The organism is Pedobacter sp. AC163 (assembly GCF_979258665.1).
This window is the reverse complement of the sequence record NZ_OZ409872.1, coordinates 2,122,047-2,137,296: the sequence shown is the minus strand read 5'-3', so window position 1 is coordinate 2,137,296 and position 15,250 is coordinate 2,122,047. Positions and strand designations below refer to the sequence as shown.

The following is a 15,250-nucleotide window of genomic DNA, read 5'->3' as shown; positions in this document are numbered from 1 at the left end:
TAGATGTATATTCAAACGATTGGATCAATTTTCAAAGTTATATTGACATCAAAATATCTATCATCCCTTTTTCCGTAGGATAATGAAAATTTATCGCCATAAGCCAAACCTAATCGCTTTTCAATATTCTCCATTCCTTTGTTAAAACCTGAATGGTGAATCCTGGTGTTGATCAAGTTGGAGGTACTTACTAACAATTTGTTTTTACTCAATTTAATATCTAATATTCCAGGTTGGTGTGGCTTTTGTAAATTTCCATGCTTAAGCATGTTTTCTAACAATGTGATTATGACCAATGGTATAAAACAAAAATTCTTAACTTCTTCAGGATAAGAAAGATTAATATACTGTTCTTTGTCTTTCCTTATCTTATTAAGGGATATGAGATTATCAATCTGATGCAGTTCCTCCTCCAAATGGGGAAATTCTTCAGGTGATTCCTTGGTTTCAAGGCTAAACCGCATCAATTCAGCCAAATTAAGAACTGCTTCTCCAGCGTCCTCATTATATTTTCGGACGCTATCATATAAAAAACTCAATGTGTTGAACAATAGGTGTGGATTGATTTGGGCTCGCAAATATTCATACTTCGCAACATGCAATTCATTTTGCATTTCTTTATTTTTCAAATCGTTCAAATATTCCATTCTTTCTGACTGTTCTCTTTTCAGCCGTTCCTCTTTGAAACGCAAAAACAAAAAGTAAAAGCAGGAAAGAACGATAAAAAACAAACCTCTCCAGAGCGATTGAAAAAAACTTTTATGGTTAGTAATAATTGTTGGGATGTTAAATCCTTCATGAGTTCCTTCGAGTACGTAATTAAGATAAGACCTGAAAAAAATATATAAACCGATTTGAATTATCATGAGGATGATTACCCTTGTCCAGGGTTTAGGCTTTGTAAAACTCTTCTTAAGCAAAAAATGCGCATTCGTATAAAATAGAATAATATTAAGAATATAATGGAGGGCATAATTCAAAGCTTTTCCAAAAAAGCCCATTGAAAGTCCGATTAGTCCGACTTCTAATGTTATGAATATCGCCCATCCAATTAGGTGCAAGCGCTGCACTTTTCCCCATTCGAAAATTTTCTTAGTCATGCTATAATTGCTCTTGGTGTAACCTCATTTTATCGCGGTGTAAAAACTTTTTTTACGCTAAATAATGGCTCTAGTTTCAAAATAAAAACATGAAACAGAACTCTAAAAAACTGGTCAAAAAAACAGTATTTGTTTTTAGATCGCAGCAAACAATTCGAAAGTCCGAAACTGATCCGACTACTTCCAGCATCATCATTATTTCCAATGAAACGTTGATTAGCCATCGTTGAGGGTTGGTCTCACATTTGAATCCTTAAGAATTCCGGCCGGATCTTAATGTTTTATTTTCAGAAAATTCAATAAAACCTTGCTTGTAGTTGTTGCCCATCGGAATGATGTGTGCTCCAAGCTTTAATGTATTCCCAGCTATTTTTTCAACCCTTTCTTCATTTACGAAGTAACTGCGGTGAACTCTGTAGAACAATGTGCCCCAAAACTCCTTTTCAACTTCCTTCATTGTCAAATAGACTGTGTAATCCTCATCCTCAGTGACGATTTTCATGTAGTTTTTCAAGCTTTCGAAAAATAATATTTTGGATTTCTTTATCTTCAGTTTCTGTCCCCTTTCGCCAATGCTTACATAGAAATATTTTCTTTGGGCAATCCTTATCCCTTCAATTCTTTTTCTTTCTGCATCTAAAATGTCCCAAACGGTTTTAATGAATTTCGGTTTTGAGATTGGCTTAACCAGATACCGAGAAGCATTTACTTCAAAAGCTTCTATTGCATATTTTGTAAATGCAGTAGTAAATACAATAAATCGAGCTCGATTGACTAATTTTTTTGCGAGCTCAATGCCGGTAATTTCTGGCATGTCTATATCCAAAAAAATAAAGTCTATTTTGTCTCTGATGCTGATTCCTGATAGTGCAATAAGGGGATCAAGAAAAGTTTTGACTAGTTTTAGGTTGGGATTCGTCTCAATGTAATCTGAGAGAATCGAGATTGAATGTTTTTCATCGTCGATTACGACGCAACGAAGTTGTTCCATATGTCAAAGTTTAGGGTAATCTCAAAAATGATCCCTCAATTACTTTGCATATCCAAATTAACTTTTTTCTTTTGGTTCGATTTTAATCACCTCAGTGGTTTTCTTTTGGGACAAAGAACCATCTTTGTTAATTTTGTTAGTTCTCCTTAAAGTTAATACGACCATGTCATATTTTGGCTGCTCCAAGGGGAGGATATCTTGTATAGTGCAATTGAGAGCGCTTGCTAACAAGTTTATATGTCTAATGCTGTATTTGGCACGTTCTGTAAAAGTTTCTACTTTTGAAATAAACCCATCAGCTAATTTCATCTTCTGAGTTAACTGAAGTTGAGTCATTTTACTTGCAATTCTCAAGGCCCTAACTCTTTCAATCAACATAAAATCTAATTGAGAGATTTCAACAAAAATTAACTCGTCTTCAGGTGCTACCATTTACATGTGCAAGTGACTGATTTTGATGATTTAAGTCAACTCCACTTGTGGATTTGGTTAATGTTTTGTATCTTGGCTTTAATAAAATTAACGATATAGAAAAACGATAGAATATAACTTCCATTAATTTGGATTGAGTAATTACTGAAAGAACTTGTGGTGAAAAGTAGGACGTTCGAACACGAGAGGTAGGTAAAACTCAATTCCTATGCTATCTTTGTATAGCATACGGATTTGGGTCGCCTGCTTTATTTGAGTTCGGCCGCTGCAAGGCGGTGGTGGTCCTACACCTTCACTTCAAATAAAGCGTAAAGGCGGCCCTTTTCCGTTTGACTTTCGGTTAACACAGATTAGCCATGAAAGCATTTGAAATCATCATTTCTTCAAATTTCAGCAGAACATGCTATTTTCTGGCCTACTTTTTAGGCCCTCAAATCTCTGTTTTTTATACTCTCGGATGGACATTTATCATCCTAATTAGCTTGGTTATCTGTTCTCCTGAATAAGATGCCAGGCTAAGGCAGGTCAACCCTACGGTTAATGATAGAAAATAGGTTCTTTAATAATGCGCCTGCCTTAGTTCTCTTCAGTATTTGAGATTTCTCATGTAATTTTCCGATCAACTAACTTAAAACAACAAACAATGAAAAAAACGATATTATTTATCGCTTGGGCACTGCCATGCCTTTTTTTTAGGCATTATATTTTTAGTCCATTCTCAAAATTATCACATAACCTTTTAAGTAAAAAGATTCCTTTTCAATTCCCTTGTGAGCTAAGTACAACAGTTAGCATCCTGTCATCACTTTCGAAAAAGGAAATAGCCCTTGAGTGGCTAAAGCGCAAAAACTATCCGCTGGTTCTTTTGTTTTTTGTCGCTGTTACCTGTCAGGCACAGGAAGGAATTTCTGAAAAGAAATTAATGGTCGGGGATAAAATTGGCAATATCCGATTTTCAAAAATCCTCAATTATTCGGATACATCAATTAATTTTTCAAAGCTCAGGGGAAAAGCTGTTATCCTTGATTTTTGGGCAACATATTGCACCGCATGTCTAAAATACTTTCCTAAAATGGATTCCCTGCAAAAGCTGTATGGTAAGAACTTACAGATCTTCTTAGTCAATGCTTACAAGAACGATACTGAACCAATACTGATAGATTTTTTGGAAAAAGAAAAAAAACGTATTTCCGGTTTTTGCTTACCGCTTATCCAAAGCGAAGAAAACAGCCGTGATCTTTTTCCGATTAAAAGTATGCCACATTACATCTGGGTGGGACCTGATGGACGCGTAAAAGCTATAACTGGTCCAGAACAAATCAACTCTTCAAATATCGAGCGTCTTATTGCAGGGCTAAGCCTTAGCATAAAGAACAAAATTGATTAAGATGAGAATAGATCAATTTAATTCAAGAAAAATGAAATGGAATTTTTTGCTTCTTGCAACTGCATTGTTAATTATTGCACTTTCTGCCCTCACAGCCTTTGCGCAAAAGGGACAGGAGGTGCGTGGAAAAGTGACTGATCTTGATGATCAGGTAATAATTGTTTCTGTTCGTTTTAAGGGTGGGGTTACCCTTACGGATAAAAACGGAAATTTTGTTTTAAAAAATGTGAGAATTGGGGATACCATCCGATTTACTGCTACAGGATTCAAACCAGTAAATCGTATTTACGAAGCCCCGTTATCTTTCATTTCAGTAAAGATGACTGAAGAAGTTCATCAATTGGATGAGGTTTTAGTGCAAACTGGTTACCAGAACGCTAAACCAAATGAAATCAATGGGACAATATCCTTGATTGACGAAAAAGCAATAAATTCCAGATCCGGAACCAATATACTTGACCGGCTCATCGGGCAGAGCAGCGGCTTAATGCTACAGGTAGGTAAAACCAGCAGCAATCCGCAAAATAAAACAAATATCAGTATAAGGGGATTAGGCACGATCAATGGACCATTGGATCCTCTAATTGTTTTGGACGGTTTTATTTATGAAGGCGATATTGAAAATATAAATCCCAACGATATCGAAACCGTTTCAATTTTGAAAGATGCAGCTGCATCTTCGATCTGGGGCGCCCGGGCGGGTAATGGGGTAATTGTAATAACAAGCAAAAAGGGTAAGTTTAATCAGGCTATGCAGCTCTCATTCAACTCAAACTTTCTTTTACAGAGCCTTCCAAAACTTAATGCCGTATCTCAAATAGATAATGCTGACTATATAGCTTTAGAAAGAAAACTATTTGACGCCGGTTACTTTAATGATAAAATAACTTCGACTCCCTGGGCTTCACTTACACCTGTTGTAGAAATTTTACTGGCTCAGAGAAATGGAAAAATCTCAAGAGCTGCAGCCGTTCAGCAGATTGAGGGACTATCAAATAATAATACCCAGCAATCCTATCTCGACAATTTTTATACAAGGGCATTAACACAGCAGCACAGCTTGAACATCAAGGGTGGGGGTGAAAGAAATAACTATCTCCTTTCTGCTGCTTATGATCATGTAAGAGGAGAGACATTTAGCAGTTCGGATAAGATAAACCTGCATTTGGCAAATGACTTTAAATTTAACAAGCTCATTAGCTTAAACACAAACGTTTATTTTACAAATCTGCATTCCAAATCTGGCAGACCCAGCTATAATTCATTATCTGTCGGTGGGAGGTACCCAACCTATCTGGATTTTAATCAAATCTCAGGCTTGGCAATGAAATATAGGGCAAATTATACAGACACAGTAGCAAACCGTAAGTTTTTGGATTGGAAATATTATCCTGATCAGGATTATATCCATGACTACTTTACGGGTAAGTCCCAAGAACTATACGCGAATGTAGGCCTGAAGTTCCAGATTCTCGACGGGCTGGATTTGCAGATATCTTATCAGTATCAAAGGCAAAACAGAGACGATGACCACACCTCAGATAGAGAAAGTTTTGCCGCCAGAGATTTGATCAACACTTATAGTCAATACAATTCTTCAACAGGAATCGTGACTTCTCCTGTACCTCTTGGTGGTATTCTATCAACGAATAGCTCACAGGTATCGTCACAAACCGGCAGGGCGCAGCTCAATTACAATAAGATTTTTGGAGTACACAAATTGACAGCAATTTTTGGTTCTGAGTTAAGGGCTTCTAATTCATCCGGTACCGGTTCCACAAAATTGGGATACCAAGAAGATCCCCTTTATTTCAACCTAGTGGATCAAACGGGTTATTATCCCGAGTATCTATCCGGAAACAGCAGTCAGATTGGGGGTTCCAACACAATCAGTAAGACTGCTTATCGGTTTATAAGCATATACAGTAATTTAAGTTACACATATCGTGGAAAATATATCCTTTCGGGCAGCATAAGGAGAGACGGATCAAATATTTTTGGAGCAAACACTAATGATAAATGGAAACCACTCTGGTCTGCAGGAATAGGGTGGCAGATATCAGATGAGAATTTTTATAATCTTGATTGGCTGCCAGTTTTAAAATTGACAGGTAGTTTTGGATACAGTGGAAACGTTGATTTGACGAAAACCGCATCACCAGTTGCAGGATATGCTAGCAACGTGGTCACCGGGTTTCCGATTACAAGAATCAATTCCATAAATAATCCAGACCTACGCTGGGAGCAACTCTCGCAGTTTAGCGTAAGAGTTGATTTTGAATCGGCCAAGAAAAAGATATCAGGATCACTGTCCTGGTATACTAAAAAGGGATCCGATTTATATGGGCAATCCAGTTATGACTATACCACTTGGGGAGCAAGGGAATTCATTACCCGGAATGTTGCAGATATGAAGGGAAAAGGTCTGGATCTCGACCTGCATACTAAAAACTTAAATGCAGGTAAATTTAACTGGACCACAGACTTGTACGTCAGCTATAACCTCAGTACAACCGAAAAGTATTATTCTAACACCGGTTCAAGCATATATGCACTTCTCTCTGGCGGTAAGGCAATCACTCCATTGGAAGGCTATCCCCTTTACTCAATAGCAGCCTATAAGTGGGGCGGCCTTGATGTAAATGGCAATCCTCAGGGTTATTTGAACGGGGTACTGAGTACAAACTATACTGCTTTGCTAGCGGAGGCTACAAAAGACGGTTCAAATTTAATATATAAGGGTTCGGCATCCCCTACTTACTTTGGATCCCTTATCAATAATTTCAATTGGAATGGTTTCAACCTATCGGTAAACATAAACTTTAAACTTGGATACCATGTGAGGAAACCATCTATTAACTATACTCAATTGATCGCAGGTAGCATTGGAAATTCAGAATTTGCTAGGAGATGGCAAAATCCTGGCGACGAACAGCATACTAATGTTCCTTCATTTCTGTATCCAACCTCAAGTTTACGTGATGCATTTTATTACGGGTCGGAGGTCAATATAATGTCTGGGGATCACATCAGACTTGATTATATAAAGCTAGGTTATAGCATAAATACTTCCCAGTGGAAATTTCCTTTCAGAACGCTTGAGGCATATTCCGGCTTACAAAATGTTGGCCTTATATGGAAAGCGAATAAATTCGGATACGATCCCGATTATGCTGGATTTGTTCCGCCATCAAGGCAGATAACGTTTGGTATAAAGGGCTCATTTTAAATGTTAAATAATATGAAAAATAGAAGAATAATTTTCTTAATAGCAGTTGCTTCACTTTTCCTTGCTATTGTGACCTCTGGGTGTAAAAAGTATCTTGATGTTAAATCAGACTCAAAACTTGTTATCCCAAAAACTCTTCAGGATGTTCAGGGCTTACTGGATGATGCCAACATCATGAACCTTCGGACATCCCCATCTTTTGGAGAAGCGTCCAGTGATGATATATTTTTGCCTTTAGCTGGCTACAATGCAGTGGGACTGACTGGCCAGGAAGCTTACACATGGCGTCCGACACCATATAGAATTGGGAATGACTGGAATCTTGGATATCTGGCAATATATAATTCTAATCTGAGTTTGGAACTGTTAAGTAAAACTGAACGCTCAGCCGTTAATTCGGCAGCATGGGATAATGCACAGGGGAGTGCATTATTTTATCGTGCATATTATTTTCTAATGCTCACAAGCCAGCATGGCTTGGCGTATGATGATTCCCGTTCCACTACTGACCTTGGAATTGTTCTGCGGCTGAGCTCCGATTTCAATGTGCCCTCATTCAGATCAAGCGTTTATGAATGTTATCAGCAAGTTATAAATGATGGGATGAAGGCATTATCTTTATTGCCTGATTATCCGCAACACGTTATGCGCCCATCGAAAGGTGCAGCGGCAGCACTTCTTTCGCGCTGTTATCTTTATATGGGCAAATATGACCTTTCTCTTCAGTATGCTCAGGAGTCATTAAAGTTAAATGCTAAACTAATGAACTTCAATGGAGATCCGGACTTGTTGGCATTAAGCACAGCTGTACCAATAAAAAAGTTTAATAAGGAGACAATATGGTATGCAGAATTAAATAGCAGTTTTGGAATTACAAACGTTACGAGGTTTAGGATCGATTCAAACTTGTATGCCAGCTATAATGCCAACGATCTCAGAAAAACAGCTTTCTTCAAATTAGCTGCTCCCTATCAACAATTCAAGGGTAACTATACAGCCAGTGCAAATATCTTCTTTTCTGGTTTAGCTACCGACGAAGTTTATTTAAATAGCGCGGAGTGTAAAGCAATGCTCAATGATCTCGCTGGTGCAATGAATGACCTAAATACTTTGATGAAAACCCGTTGGAAAAGTACAATCCCTTTCATTCCAATTACTGCCATTGATCAAAGAGATGCCGTAACTAAGATTAGAGAAGAAAGGCGGAAAGAGCTACTCCTGCGTGGTTTGCGTTTCGCAGACATAAAGAGATATAACAAGGAGGGATTTGGGATAATTTTAAGGCGAGTAATTGATGGCAAGACCTTCACTTTAATGCCTGAATCTAAATACTATGCACTTCCTTTACCAACCGATATTATAGAACTGACAGGAATGCCTCAAAATTGATAAAAATCGGGCAGTCTAAATTTAACTGCCCGATTTTAAATATTTGCCGGTAAAATGATGTTTACTCCGCAGAGCGATTGATGATATCCATCGTATTATCACTGCTACCTGAAACATATGCAGTAGAGGCTGCATTCGAAGCAGAAATATTTAAGGACGATTTCAGTGTTGGCGTTGTGCCTTCATTTACGAAACTTTTATACACTGTAATCGTACAAGCCGCCTCTTGTTCATTATCGCACACGGGTGCACTTTCATCATGAGTCCAGTAAGTTTCCTCTTCAACATCTGCTTGAGATAAACTTGGTCCTGTATAGCGGAACTGGTATCTTTCAAGCTTACTGGTCTTTTCAGATTTGAAAGCCGATCCGGTTAAAACTAATACTAACCCTAAAGCGGCGGCCATTAGGCCTTTGCTTACATTTTTTATTGCTGTATACATAATTTAAGGATGCTTTTTACTTTGAAAAAACAAGCGAAAAAGTTAGTTTAAGATTTGGGCACCATGCCCTGTTGAATGCATTAAATTTTGGAATTATATTTTTCACTCTTTGCCGCTTAACCTCCTTTCCTTTTTGATAACTCTAATAAGACAACCCATATTTATAAAAAACAAAAGTATATTGAAGTAGAGATGGGTTTTCCAGCTCATCTTAGAGATGAAGCCACCGCAGCTGCATGGGGCATTGGGAAAAACATGGGTTAGGATCAGTGTGATGTATATCGTAAATCCTAATATCAGAGTTAAGGAAAGCCAAAGCCCCCATTTGTGTTTATTAAAAATCAGTAGCATCGCTGCGGTTAACTCAAGAATCGGGACAAGATAAGTCAGTAACTGCTGTATTGAATAAGGAAAGGGTTGCTCCTTCATCTGGAGCTGGTAAAGTTTTAGATCAGCGAGCTTTGCAAAAACTGCATAAGACCATAGCAATGTTAACAGGAATATTCCAATGGTATTTAGGTTTGATACCAAGCTTTTATAGCTTATATGTGTCCGTTTATGTGAATAAATATTTTCCATGTTTTGTTCATTAAAAACCCATCTGATTGTGGATTAAAGTTCGAAACAACAGAAATAATATTTACTACCCGAATTCGGCAATTTTTACTCTTTTTGCACCCCTTGGAAAAAGTGATAATCGTACACCTATTTGTGTAATAATGCGATTCCCTGCCGTTTCATCTGCGGTATTTCCTTTTTATTTTGAAGAGATATTTTGATTCGATTGCGAGAAGGGAAGCCAGAATCTTATGAATGGGAAGATTAATTAATTCTGGATACTTGGCTTGAAAATAGAGAAATCTTGTTTCCGCATGTCTGATCCTCAGCATTTGTTCTCTTTGCGTTATTTCACGGTAATGTTCCTCATAGATTTCCAGAAGAATCATTAAAAATTGAGGATTTGCTTTGGCAAGATCACTCCATTGGGATAGACTTATTGAGTAGCCGTAACTGTCCTTTAAAAAATTAACATACTCATTTGTGTGACTGAAAGAAAAAAACGAAGTAGTCGGAAAAATAAACCCACTCTGTAATATCCAAGAAGTATTTTCCTGCCCCTCGAAAATAAAATATCCCCTTGCAAGACCCTCTTCGATAAAATAAAGTTCAGGGTATGAATGATCTGGTGTGCTAATAAGTAAGCCTTTATTGAAAGTTTTCTGAACAGAGATTTCCGCCAGTTGGCTTACAACAGGTTCGCTTGCATTTTGAAGACTTTGGAGTTTTTCGATGAGTCGTTTCATTTGAATATGATTTATGGTAAACTTTAAAGTGTGTCATATACGTTATTACCTATCAGGAATATTGTTGTTGCCGAGAAGAAGTTCCAACTGTATGTTCAAATGCCAGGCGGTATATGATAGATTCAAGAGGTACGCATCAGGGAATATTTTCATAAGGTTCGAATAATGCTTTTCGCTAAACGCTATCAAATAGGAATCCTCCAAAAACTCTACATAAAGTTCAAATCTTGATCTTGGCATAACGTTTGGAAAATGATACAGGAATTCCTCAGCATTATAGGTTCGGATAACAATTTCTTCATCATTATCCTTATCGATTGCCATTAGCCGTAAAGACCCGCTTTCAATCAAGGGATAAAAATTATAATCTTCTCTAGTCAGGAACACAGTCTGGCCACCTTTGTATGCAGTTTTTTTGGCTATGGTTGAGATGTATGCTTTGAGTCCAGGCGAGAGTGAGTGAAATGCGTTTAGTTTCTGTGAATAGTTTTCTACGTCCATAATCTTTTTAGGGATAAAGAACGGCTATTTGAAAACTTTGTCAAGTTGCAGAAATTTTATGGTCTTGCAACCCCTCATCAAATTGCAAGATTCGCAGTATTCTCACAATTTCAATATCTTTCCTGAGCTAATGCGAGCATTTCACTGAGCTTTGCGATGACTTTCTTAATATCTTCACTAGCATGATTATAGTGGGCGTTTCTTGCACTTTTTTCAGATATTGAATCGCGTTCCACAGTGCTAAAGTGCCTTGCAATATACTGGTGCGCGAATTTTGCCCTTTGCCATATTATTATCCCGGTCTCCATCTGAAGATGGACAAAAAAGGCCAGCTGTTTAACGGAAAAGGAAACTTTATAGTTGGCGTTCATAATTCCCGCTTCCTCAACTTCATGATTCACAAATTCCATAGCGCGGAGTAAAAGGAGTTCTTCTCGGAGGAATTTTTTTATAGTGCGCTGAATATCGGGTTTCTTTGTAAACTGGAGCATTTGGGTTTCTCTGTATAACACTCTTATCTCTTTCCGATAGGAACAGACTGCAGAAATTTTTTCCCCTAAAGTTGTCTTATGCTCAATCTCTTTTGAAATATGCCGTTTAGTATAAAAAAATAAGTCAGGATGATTTATTCCAAGCCCCATGAAAATTTTTATAATGCGAAATTCATCAACTGGATCAAGCAACATAAGATCTTGATGAATTTTGTAGCAGGATTCTTTCCAAAATTTCAGATCTTGAAAACTGATTATCTGACTTATATCCAAAACCGATCTTGTGACCTGCATCAGTTTAGGATCCAATTTCTTCATTTCAAATTCTCCAACGATTAAATCTAAATCATTCTCAATTTCCGAAATTTCGGACTCAATCATTTTTATAGGGATCCTGCCTTTATAGTCGAAGATCTTCGGAAAGATTTGTTTCATCCAGATTAGTAATTCTTCCATTATATCCAGCAATGCTTCCAGAGTACTTATTATAATCTTGTGGTCCGGATCTTTTTCCCTAAGCTTTTTTTCTGTGCTAGTCTTATCCATTAAAAGGGTTAAGTTCTGTTGGTGAAAATTGAAATATGCTTTTGACTTTTCATGATTATTTAGTTCAACGGCCATATCCCTGAAGGCTCTGGTCAGTCGGGAATGCTCTCGTTCCAGATTTTTTTTTGATTCCATTGCAAAATTTTTTGCAAAAGTTTTTTTCGTTTGCAGGCTTGTGAGATGTTCCTCAAAAAAAATAAATTGGTAATTCATAGCTGATTTTTAGCACAATTTATGACTGAACTTACCTGTCAAAAAGATTTTTACACCGAGGCCTTTGGTGGTTACACCATTAGTTTGATTAGGCTGACAAACATATTCTCAAAAGTAAAATTTAACGAATATTGTCCTTAGAATTTATCTGCAAATAATGTATTCAAAGGGGGTTGATCAATTATGCAACTGATAGTTAACTTGATTTAGAGTGCGAATTGGCACAACTTGCGAAAGTTCCTGTAGGATAATCGCAGGTTCAGTCAACCAACTTTTTACCTAAATCCTTCTCTATGTTAATCCAAACTTCTGAACAGCTTTATTTAGAAATGACCGCAAAACTGCATGCTGTAAAACAAGAACCCATCAGTGACCTAACCAGATTTTCATTCTCTCTAGACATTATCGAAAAGGATATCAGTCGTTTGAACACGTTGGTAAACCAATTGGGTTTCTCTTCTGAAATGGAAGAGATATTATTCTTTAAAGAACACAAACCGAAATTCTATTGCTGTAAAATTTTGATTGTGGAGCAATTCAATATTCTATCAAATATTCCGATTGATACGGACGAGGCAATTAGGAGTTATTATGTTCTGGAAATAGATTTCCTGAGAAGATACTTTGAGCAAAATAAATTCCTTTACCAATATTACCTCAACAATCAAACTGCCCTGGACCAGGAATATTTTCTCAGAAAAAACAAGCAGGGGATTCTTCCAGCGTTGAAATACGACGAATTTGATACCAATGTAGATTATACTTTTGCAAAGTTCCGTGCATACGAGCAGCTGCGCGAATTTTTGCTGACCAGGATTCGTTTGATTTATAACAATCCCGATTCCTCCCTTTATCACCTTCTTGCGAAAAATTCGGAGCTGAAATGGACCGATGACAAAGTTAATCTGGTTGAGCTCGCCTATGGCATATACTTTATGGGTTCTTTAAACAATGGAAAAGCTGACATTTCCCAGGTAGTGGATATTCTTGAGCGAACCTTGAATATAGACCTGGGTGTTGCCTACCGAAAATTCATCGATATATCCAGAAGGAAGAGCAAAGGGTATACAGTTTATCTCGATGGTATGAGAAGTGCAATCAACAATCATATTATCAGTAAACAACGCTTCAGTTAAGATGATTCTTCTGGGATTTTTTCTAACAAATTCAATGTAAAGCTATGTGTCCGGAAAGAAATTTTTAAAAATGTTTGGTAGTGAAAGTATAACACAAGTTTGAAAAAGTGTTAAAATCTTATTGCCAGGATTTGTAGAGATTTTAGCAAGTTCTAAAGTTTTGTCAAGAATTTACGCTTCGATGTGAGGGTTTTACGGTAATATCGGTAAGCTACAACATTTCCATTCCGAAAACCACTACGATTAAGCTACGTTAAAGGAATTAAAAAATCGTACCCACTTTTTGAAAAGTGTCAAATGCTCGCAGCATACTTCCTGAATTTTGAGCCAACAAAAGAGTTGGTCTTTGACATTCAGGAATGAAACATTACCCTTTAAATTTAAGGGAATTTTGCGAAGCTTTGAGATGACGTCAAAAAGGTGAAAGCGCATTGGCAGACGATAAGTCCGGTTTGTAGAAATCGACGCGAGTAGTTCCAAAATTACAATATATAGAGGCCCTTCTTTTTGGGTTCTATTTTGAAGGGGCGATAAGCCCCTTTTTTGTTTCTGAAAATTCTAAAACTAAATCGGTATGTCAGCTTTTTTAAACGTTAATGAGATCAAGGAGAAAGTGTCGCTCCTCGATCTTTTGAAGAACTTGGGGTTTAGTCCCCAGAAAGTATCGGGGGGAGAGTATTTTTTTCTAAGTATGTTGCGTGAAGAATATACGGCCTCACTTTGTGTAAATGATAATCTGGGGGTCTGGTTTGACCATGGCGGTGCAGGAGTATCGGGAATAAAAAGCGGAAGCATAATCGATTTTGGCCTTGCATATTGGTATCCCTCAAGCTTTCCTGAGGTTCTTAAAAAAATCGTAGAGTATGCAAAAATAAACCTTGAGAGAACCGAGGATGTGCCTGTTGATAATTCCCGAAGGCCCTTGCTCTTCAAAGTTCCAAGATATGAAGTAGAAGTAGTAAATGAATCAATCGGCAACGATGTCATCAGTTCTTATCTTAAAGGCAGGGGAGTGCAAAGCGTTGCAGGTGGTTATTTATATGAACTTTATTATTCGGTCATGGACAGCAGCAATAAGCGCAGGAATTACTTTGCTTCTGCATGGCCAAATGAGAATGGTGGCTGGGAGGTACGCAACAAATATTTTAAGGGTTGCCTGGGGCACAAGGGGATGAGTTTTTTGCAGGGGGCTGTTGACAGGCTAGGTGTCTTTGAAGGTTACTTTGATTTTCTGAGCTGGAAAGTCGAACATCCACAGGATCCTGCATCCATATTGGTGTTAAATTCCCTTTCGTTTCTACAGGCTGCCAAGGGTAGGTCAAACCAGTTTGGTTCTATTGAACTTTATTTTGACCATGATAAAGCAGGAAAATCTGCTGCGCAGGAATTTATCCGAGATGTACATGGAAGTATAGACTGTTCGTTCAAATATGCAGGGTTTAAGGATTATAATGAGAAGCTTGTGGCTGATCTAAGGCAAATTGAAAAATCTATTGTTAAGCCTATGCCTTTTAGTGTAGAGAGTGGTTTTGGTATAACACGTTGATATATGAATATATAACTATGTAAATATTGAGCTATTTAGATATAATTATATCTGTATATGCGTAAAATATCAATATGCCTCTATCGGTATATGTGGATATTCTTATATAGAAATATGTGGATATATGTTTAGCTAGTTAGACTCAATGATAAGTTTCATCATTTTTAGTCTTACTAATAGTGGCTTATTGATTTTACTTTCCGGATTAGCTCTAAGTGGCCCGAAATGGCTCTCTAGAAATAAATCAAAGTCAGTTACTTTTGTTGCCTCATTTAAAAACACCGGCATTTCCGGTCTCTGGCAATTCTTGAAAAACTCTTCTAATTCCTGCAGCTCCATCTGGCAAAGATAGCTTTAGGCTTCCTCTTTTGCCGGAATACTTTTTAACAAAATCCTAATAAACCAAGCTTAAATTTTTTGGTTTTTATCCTTTCGTTATTGTAGGTGTATTTTGGTTTTTTAGCCTGCAAGTTGTGTTTTTGTTGCTCAAAAACCCTATAACTTGCCCGCTTTTTTTCGCCTTGGGGGCGTAGCGGGATGGAA

General features: G+C 37.4%; 14 protein-coding genes. 5 read left to right on the top strand and 9 right to left on the bottom strand.

What is annotated here, in order from left to right; all coding sequences use genetic code 11:
* Nucleotides 1-11: 11 nt before the first annotated feature.
* The 3 genes from ACZZZK_RS09025 to ACZZZK_RS09015 all read right to left on the bottom strand — a co-directional run bounded on the left by ACZZZK_RS09025 (nucleotide 12) and on the right by ACZZZK_RS09015 (nucleotide 2,523).
* Nucleotides 12-629, bottom strand: a complete 618-nt coding sequence (locus ACZZZK_RS09025; protein ID WP_463483843.1) for a sensor histidine kinase — start codon at nucleotides 627-629, stop codon at nucleotides 12-14.
* 724 nt (nucleotides 630-1,353) lie between these two features.
* A complete protein-coding gene (locus ACZZZK_RS09020) occupies nucleotides 1,354-2,091 on the bottom strand; it encodes a LytR/AlgR family response regulator transcription factor (protein ID WP_463483842.1) in 738 nt (245 codons plus the stop codon).
* A 57-nt stretch (nucleotides 2,092-2,148) separates the two neighbouring features.
* Complete coding sequence (locus ACZZZK_RS09015; protein WP_265836325.1) at nucleotides 2,149-2,523, bottom strand: helix-turn-helix domain-containing protein; 375 nt, start codon at nucleotides 2,521-2,523, stop codon at nucleotides 2,149-2,151.
* A gap of 643 nt (nucleotides 2,524-3,166) precedes the next feature.
* Between ACZZZK_RS09015 and ACZZZK_RS09010 the strand changes: the two genes are divergently transcribed.
* The 3 genes from ACZZZK_RS09010 to ACZZZK_RS09000 are packed head-to-tail and all read left to right on the top strand — an operon-like array spanning nucleotide 3,167 to nucleotide 8,528.
* A complete protein-coding gene (locus ACZZZK_RS09010) occupies nucleotides 3,167-3,910 on the top strand; it encodes a TlpA family protein disulfide reductase (RefSeq protein WP_463483841.1) in 744 nt (247 codons plus the stop codon).
* A gap of 1 nt (nucleotide 3,911) precedes the next feature.
* Nucleotides 3,912-7,139: a SusC/RagA family TonB-linked outer membrane protein gene (locus ACZZZK_RS09005; RefSeq protein ID WP_463483840.1), complete on the top strand. Its 3,228-nt coding sequence runs from the start codon at nucleotides 3,912-3,914 to the stop codon at nucleotides 7,137-7,139.
* Between the two features lie 12 nt (nucleotides 7,140-7,151).
* Entirely contained in the window at nucleotides 7,152-8,528 is a 1,377-nt protein-coding gene (locus ACZZZK_RS09000) for a RagB/SusD family nutrient uptake outer membrane protein (protein WP_265836328.1), read from the top strand.
* A 61-nt stretch (nucleotides 8,529-8,589) separates the two neighbouring features.
* On the opposite strand, the gene ACZZZK_RS08995 is transcribed toward ACZZZK_RS09000, so the two are convergent.
* The 5 genes from ACZZZK_RS08995 to ACZZZK_RS08975 all read right to left on the bottom strand — a co-directional run bounded on the left by ACZZZK_RS08995 (nucleotide 8,590) and on the right by ACZZZK_RS08975 (nucleotide 12,025).
* Nucleotides 8,590-8,970 carry a hypothetical protein gene (locus ACZZZK_RS08995; protein ID WP_265836329.1) on the bottom strand — a complete coding sequence of 127 codons (381 nt, stop codon included), beginning with the start codon at nucleotides 8,968-8,970 and terminating at the stop codon, nucleotides 8,590-8,592.
* Nucleotides 8,971-9,072: 102 nt separating this feature from the next.
* Nucleotides 9,073-9,549: a MauE/DoxX family redox-associated membrane protein gene (locus tag ACZZZK_RS08990; protein ID WP_416348656.1), complete on the bottom strand. Its 477-nt coding sequence runs from the start codon at nucleotides 9,547-9,549 to the stop codon at nucleotides 9,073-9,075.
* Nucleotides 9,550-9,707: 158 nt separating this feature from the next.
* Nucleotides 9,708-10,274 carry a Crp/Fnr family transcriptional regulator gene (locus ACZZZK_RS08985; RefSeq protein WP_463483839.1) on the bottom strand — a complete coding sequence of 189 codons (567 nt, stop codon included), beginning with the start codon at nucleotides 10,272-10,274 and terminating at the stop codon, nucleotides 9,708-9,710.
* Between the two features lie 45 nt (nucleotides 10,275-10,319).
* Nucleotides 10,320-10,775 (bottom strand): cyclic nucleotide-binding domain-containing protein, encoded by a 456-nt coding sequence (locus ACZZZK_RS08980; protein WP_265836331.1) that lies wholly within the window; start codon nucleotides 10,773-10,775, stop codon nucleotides 10,320-10,322.
* Between the two features lie 110 nt (nucleotides 10,776-10,885).
* A complete protein-coding gene (locus ACZZZK_RS08975; RefSeq protein ID WP_265836332.1) occupies nucleotides 10,886-12,025 on the bottom strand; it encodes a hypothetical protein in 1,140 nt (379 codons plus the stop codon).
* Between the two features lie 293 nt (nucleotides 12,026-12,318).
* Here ACZZZK_RS08975 and ACZZZK_RS08970 point away from each other — a divergent pair, with 293 nt between their 5' ends.
* Nucleotides 12,319-13,161 (top strand): RteC domain-containing protein, encoded by an 843-nt coding sequence (locus tag ACZZZK_RS08970; RefSeq protein WP_265836333.1) that lies wholly within the window; start codon nucleotides 12,319-12,321, stop codon nucleotides 13,159-13,161.
* 574 nt (nucleotides 13,162-13,735) lie between these two features.
* Nucleotides 13,736-14,707, top strand: coding sequence for a toprim domain-containing protein (locus ACZZZK_RS08965; protein ID WP_463483838.1), 972 nt, complete (start codon nucleotides 13,736-13,738; stop codon nucleotides 14,705-14,707).
* 132 nt (nucleotides 14,708-14,839) lie between these two features.
* Here ACZZZK_RS08965 and ACZZZK_RS08960 read toward each other — a convergent pair whose 3' ends face one another.
* On the bottom strand, nucleotides 14,840-15,046 hold the full coding sequence (locus ACZZZK_RS08960; protein WP_131538525.1) for a DUF6965 family protein: 207 nt from the start codon (nucleotides 15,044-15,046) through the stop codon (nucleotides 14,840-14,842).
* Between the last annotated feature and the right edge of the window lie 204 nt (nucleotides 15,047-15,250).

What these genes read in the sequence shown, in the direction of transcription:
- ACZZZK_RS09020 (WP_463483842.1), bottom strand. Translation starts at nt 2,091, where the DNA reads ATGGAACAACTTCGTTGCGTCGTAATCGACGATGAAAAACATTCAATC.
- ACZZZK_RS09015 (WP_265836325.1), bottom strand. Translation starts at nt 2,523, where the DNA reads ATGGTAGCACCTGAAGACGAGTTAATTTTTGTTGAAATCTCTCAATTA.
- ACZZZK_RS09010 (WP_463483841.1), top strand. Translation starts at nt 3,167, where the DNA reads ATGAAAAAAACGATATTATTTATCGCTTGGGCACTGCCATGCCTTTTT.
- ACZZZK_RS09005 (WP_463483840.1), top strand. Translation starts at nt 3,912, where the DNA reads ATGAGAATAGATCAATTTAATTCAAGAAAAATGAAATGGAATTTTTTG.
- ACZZZK_RS09000 (WP_265836328.1), top strand. Translation starts at nt 7,152, where the DNA reads ATGAAAAATAGAAGAATAATTTTCTTAATAGCAGTTGCTTCACTTTTC.
- ACZZZK_RS08995 (WP_265836329.1), bottom strand. Translation starts at nt 8,970, where the DNA reads ATGTATACAGCAATAAAAAATGTAAGCAAAGGCCTAATGGCCGCCGCT.
- ACZZZK_RS08990 (WP_416348656.1), bottom strand. Translation starts at nt 9,549, where the DNA reads ATGGAAAATATTTATTCACATAAACGGACACATATAAGCTATAAAAGC.
- ACZZZK_RS08985 (WP_463483839.1), bottom strand. Translation starts at nt 10,274, where the DNA reads ATGAAACGACTCATCGAAAAACTCCAAAGTCTTCAAAATGCAAGCGAA.
- ACZZZK_RS08980 (WP_265836331.1), bottom strand. Translation starts at nt 10,775, where the DNA reads ATGGACGTAGAAAACTATTCACAGAAACTAAACGCATTTCACTCACTC.
- ACZZZK_RS08975 (WP_265836332.1), bottom strand. Translation starts at nt 12,025, where the DNA reads ATGAATTACCAATTTATTTTTTTTGAGGAACATCTCACAAGCCTGCAA.
- ACZZZK_RS08970 (WP_265836333.1), top strand. Translation starts at nt 12,319, where the DNA reads ATGTTAATCCAAACTTCTGAACAGCTTTATTTAGAAATGACCGCAAAA.
- ACZZZK_RS08965 (WP_463483838.1), top strand. Translation starts at nt 13,736, where the DNA reads ATGTCAGCTTTTTTAAACGTTAATGAGATCAAGGAGAAAGTGTCGCTC.
- ACZZZK_RS08960 (WP_131538525.1), bottom strand. Translation starts at nt 15,046, where the DNA reads ATGGAGCTGCAGGAATTAGAAGAGTTTTTCAAGAATTGCCAGAGACCG.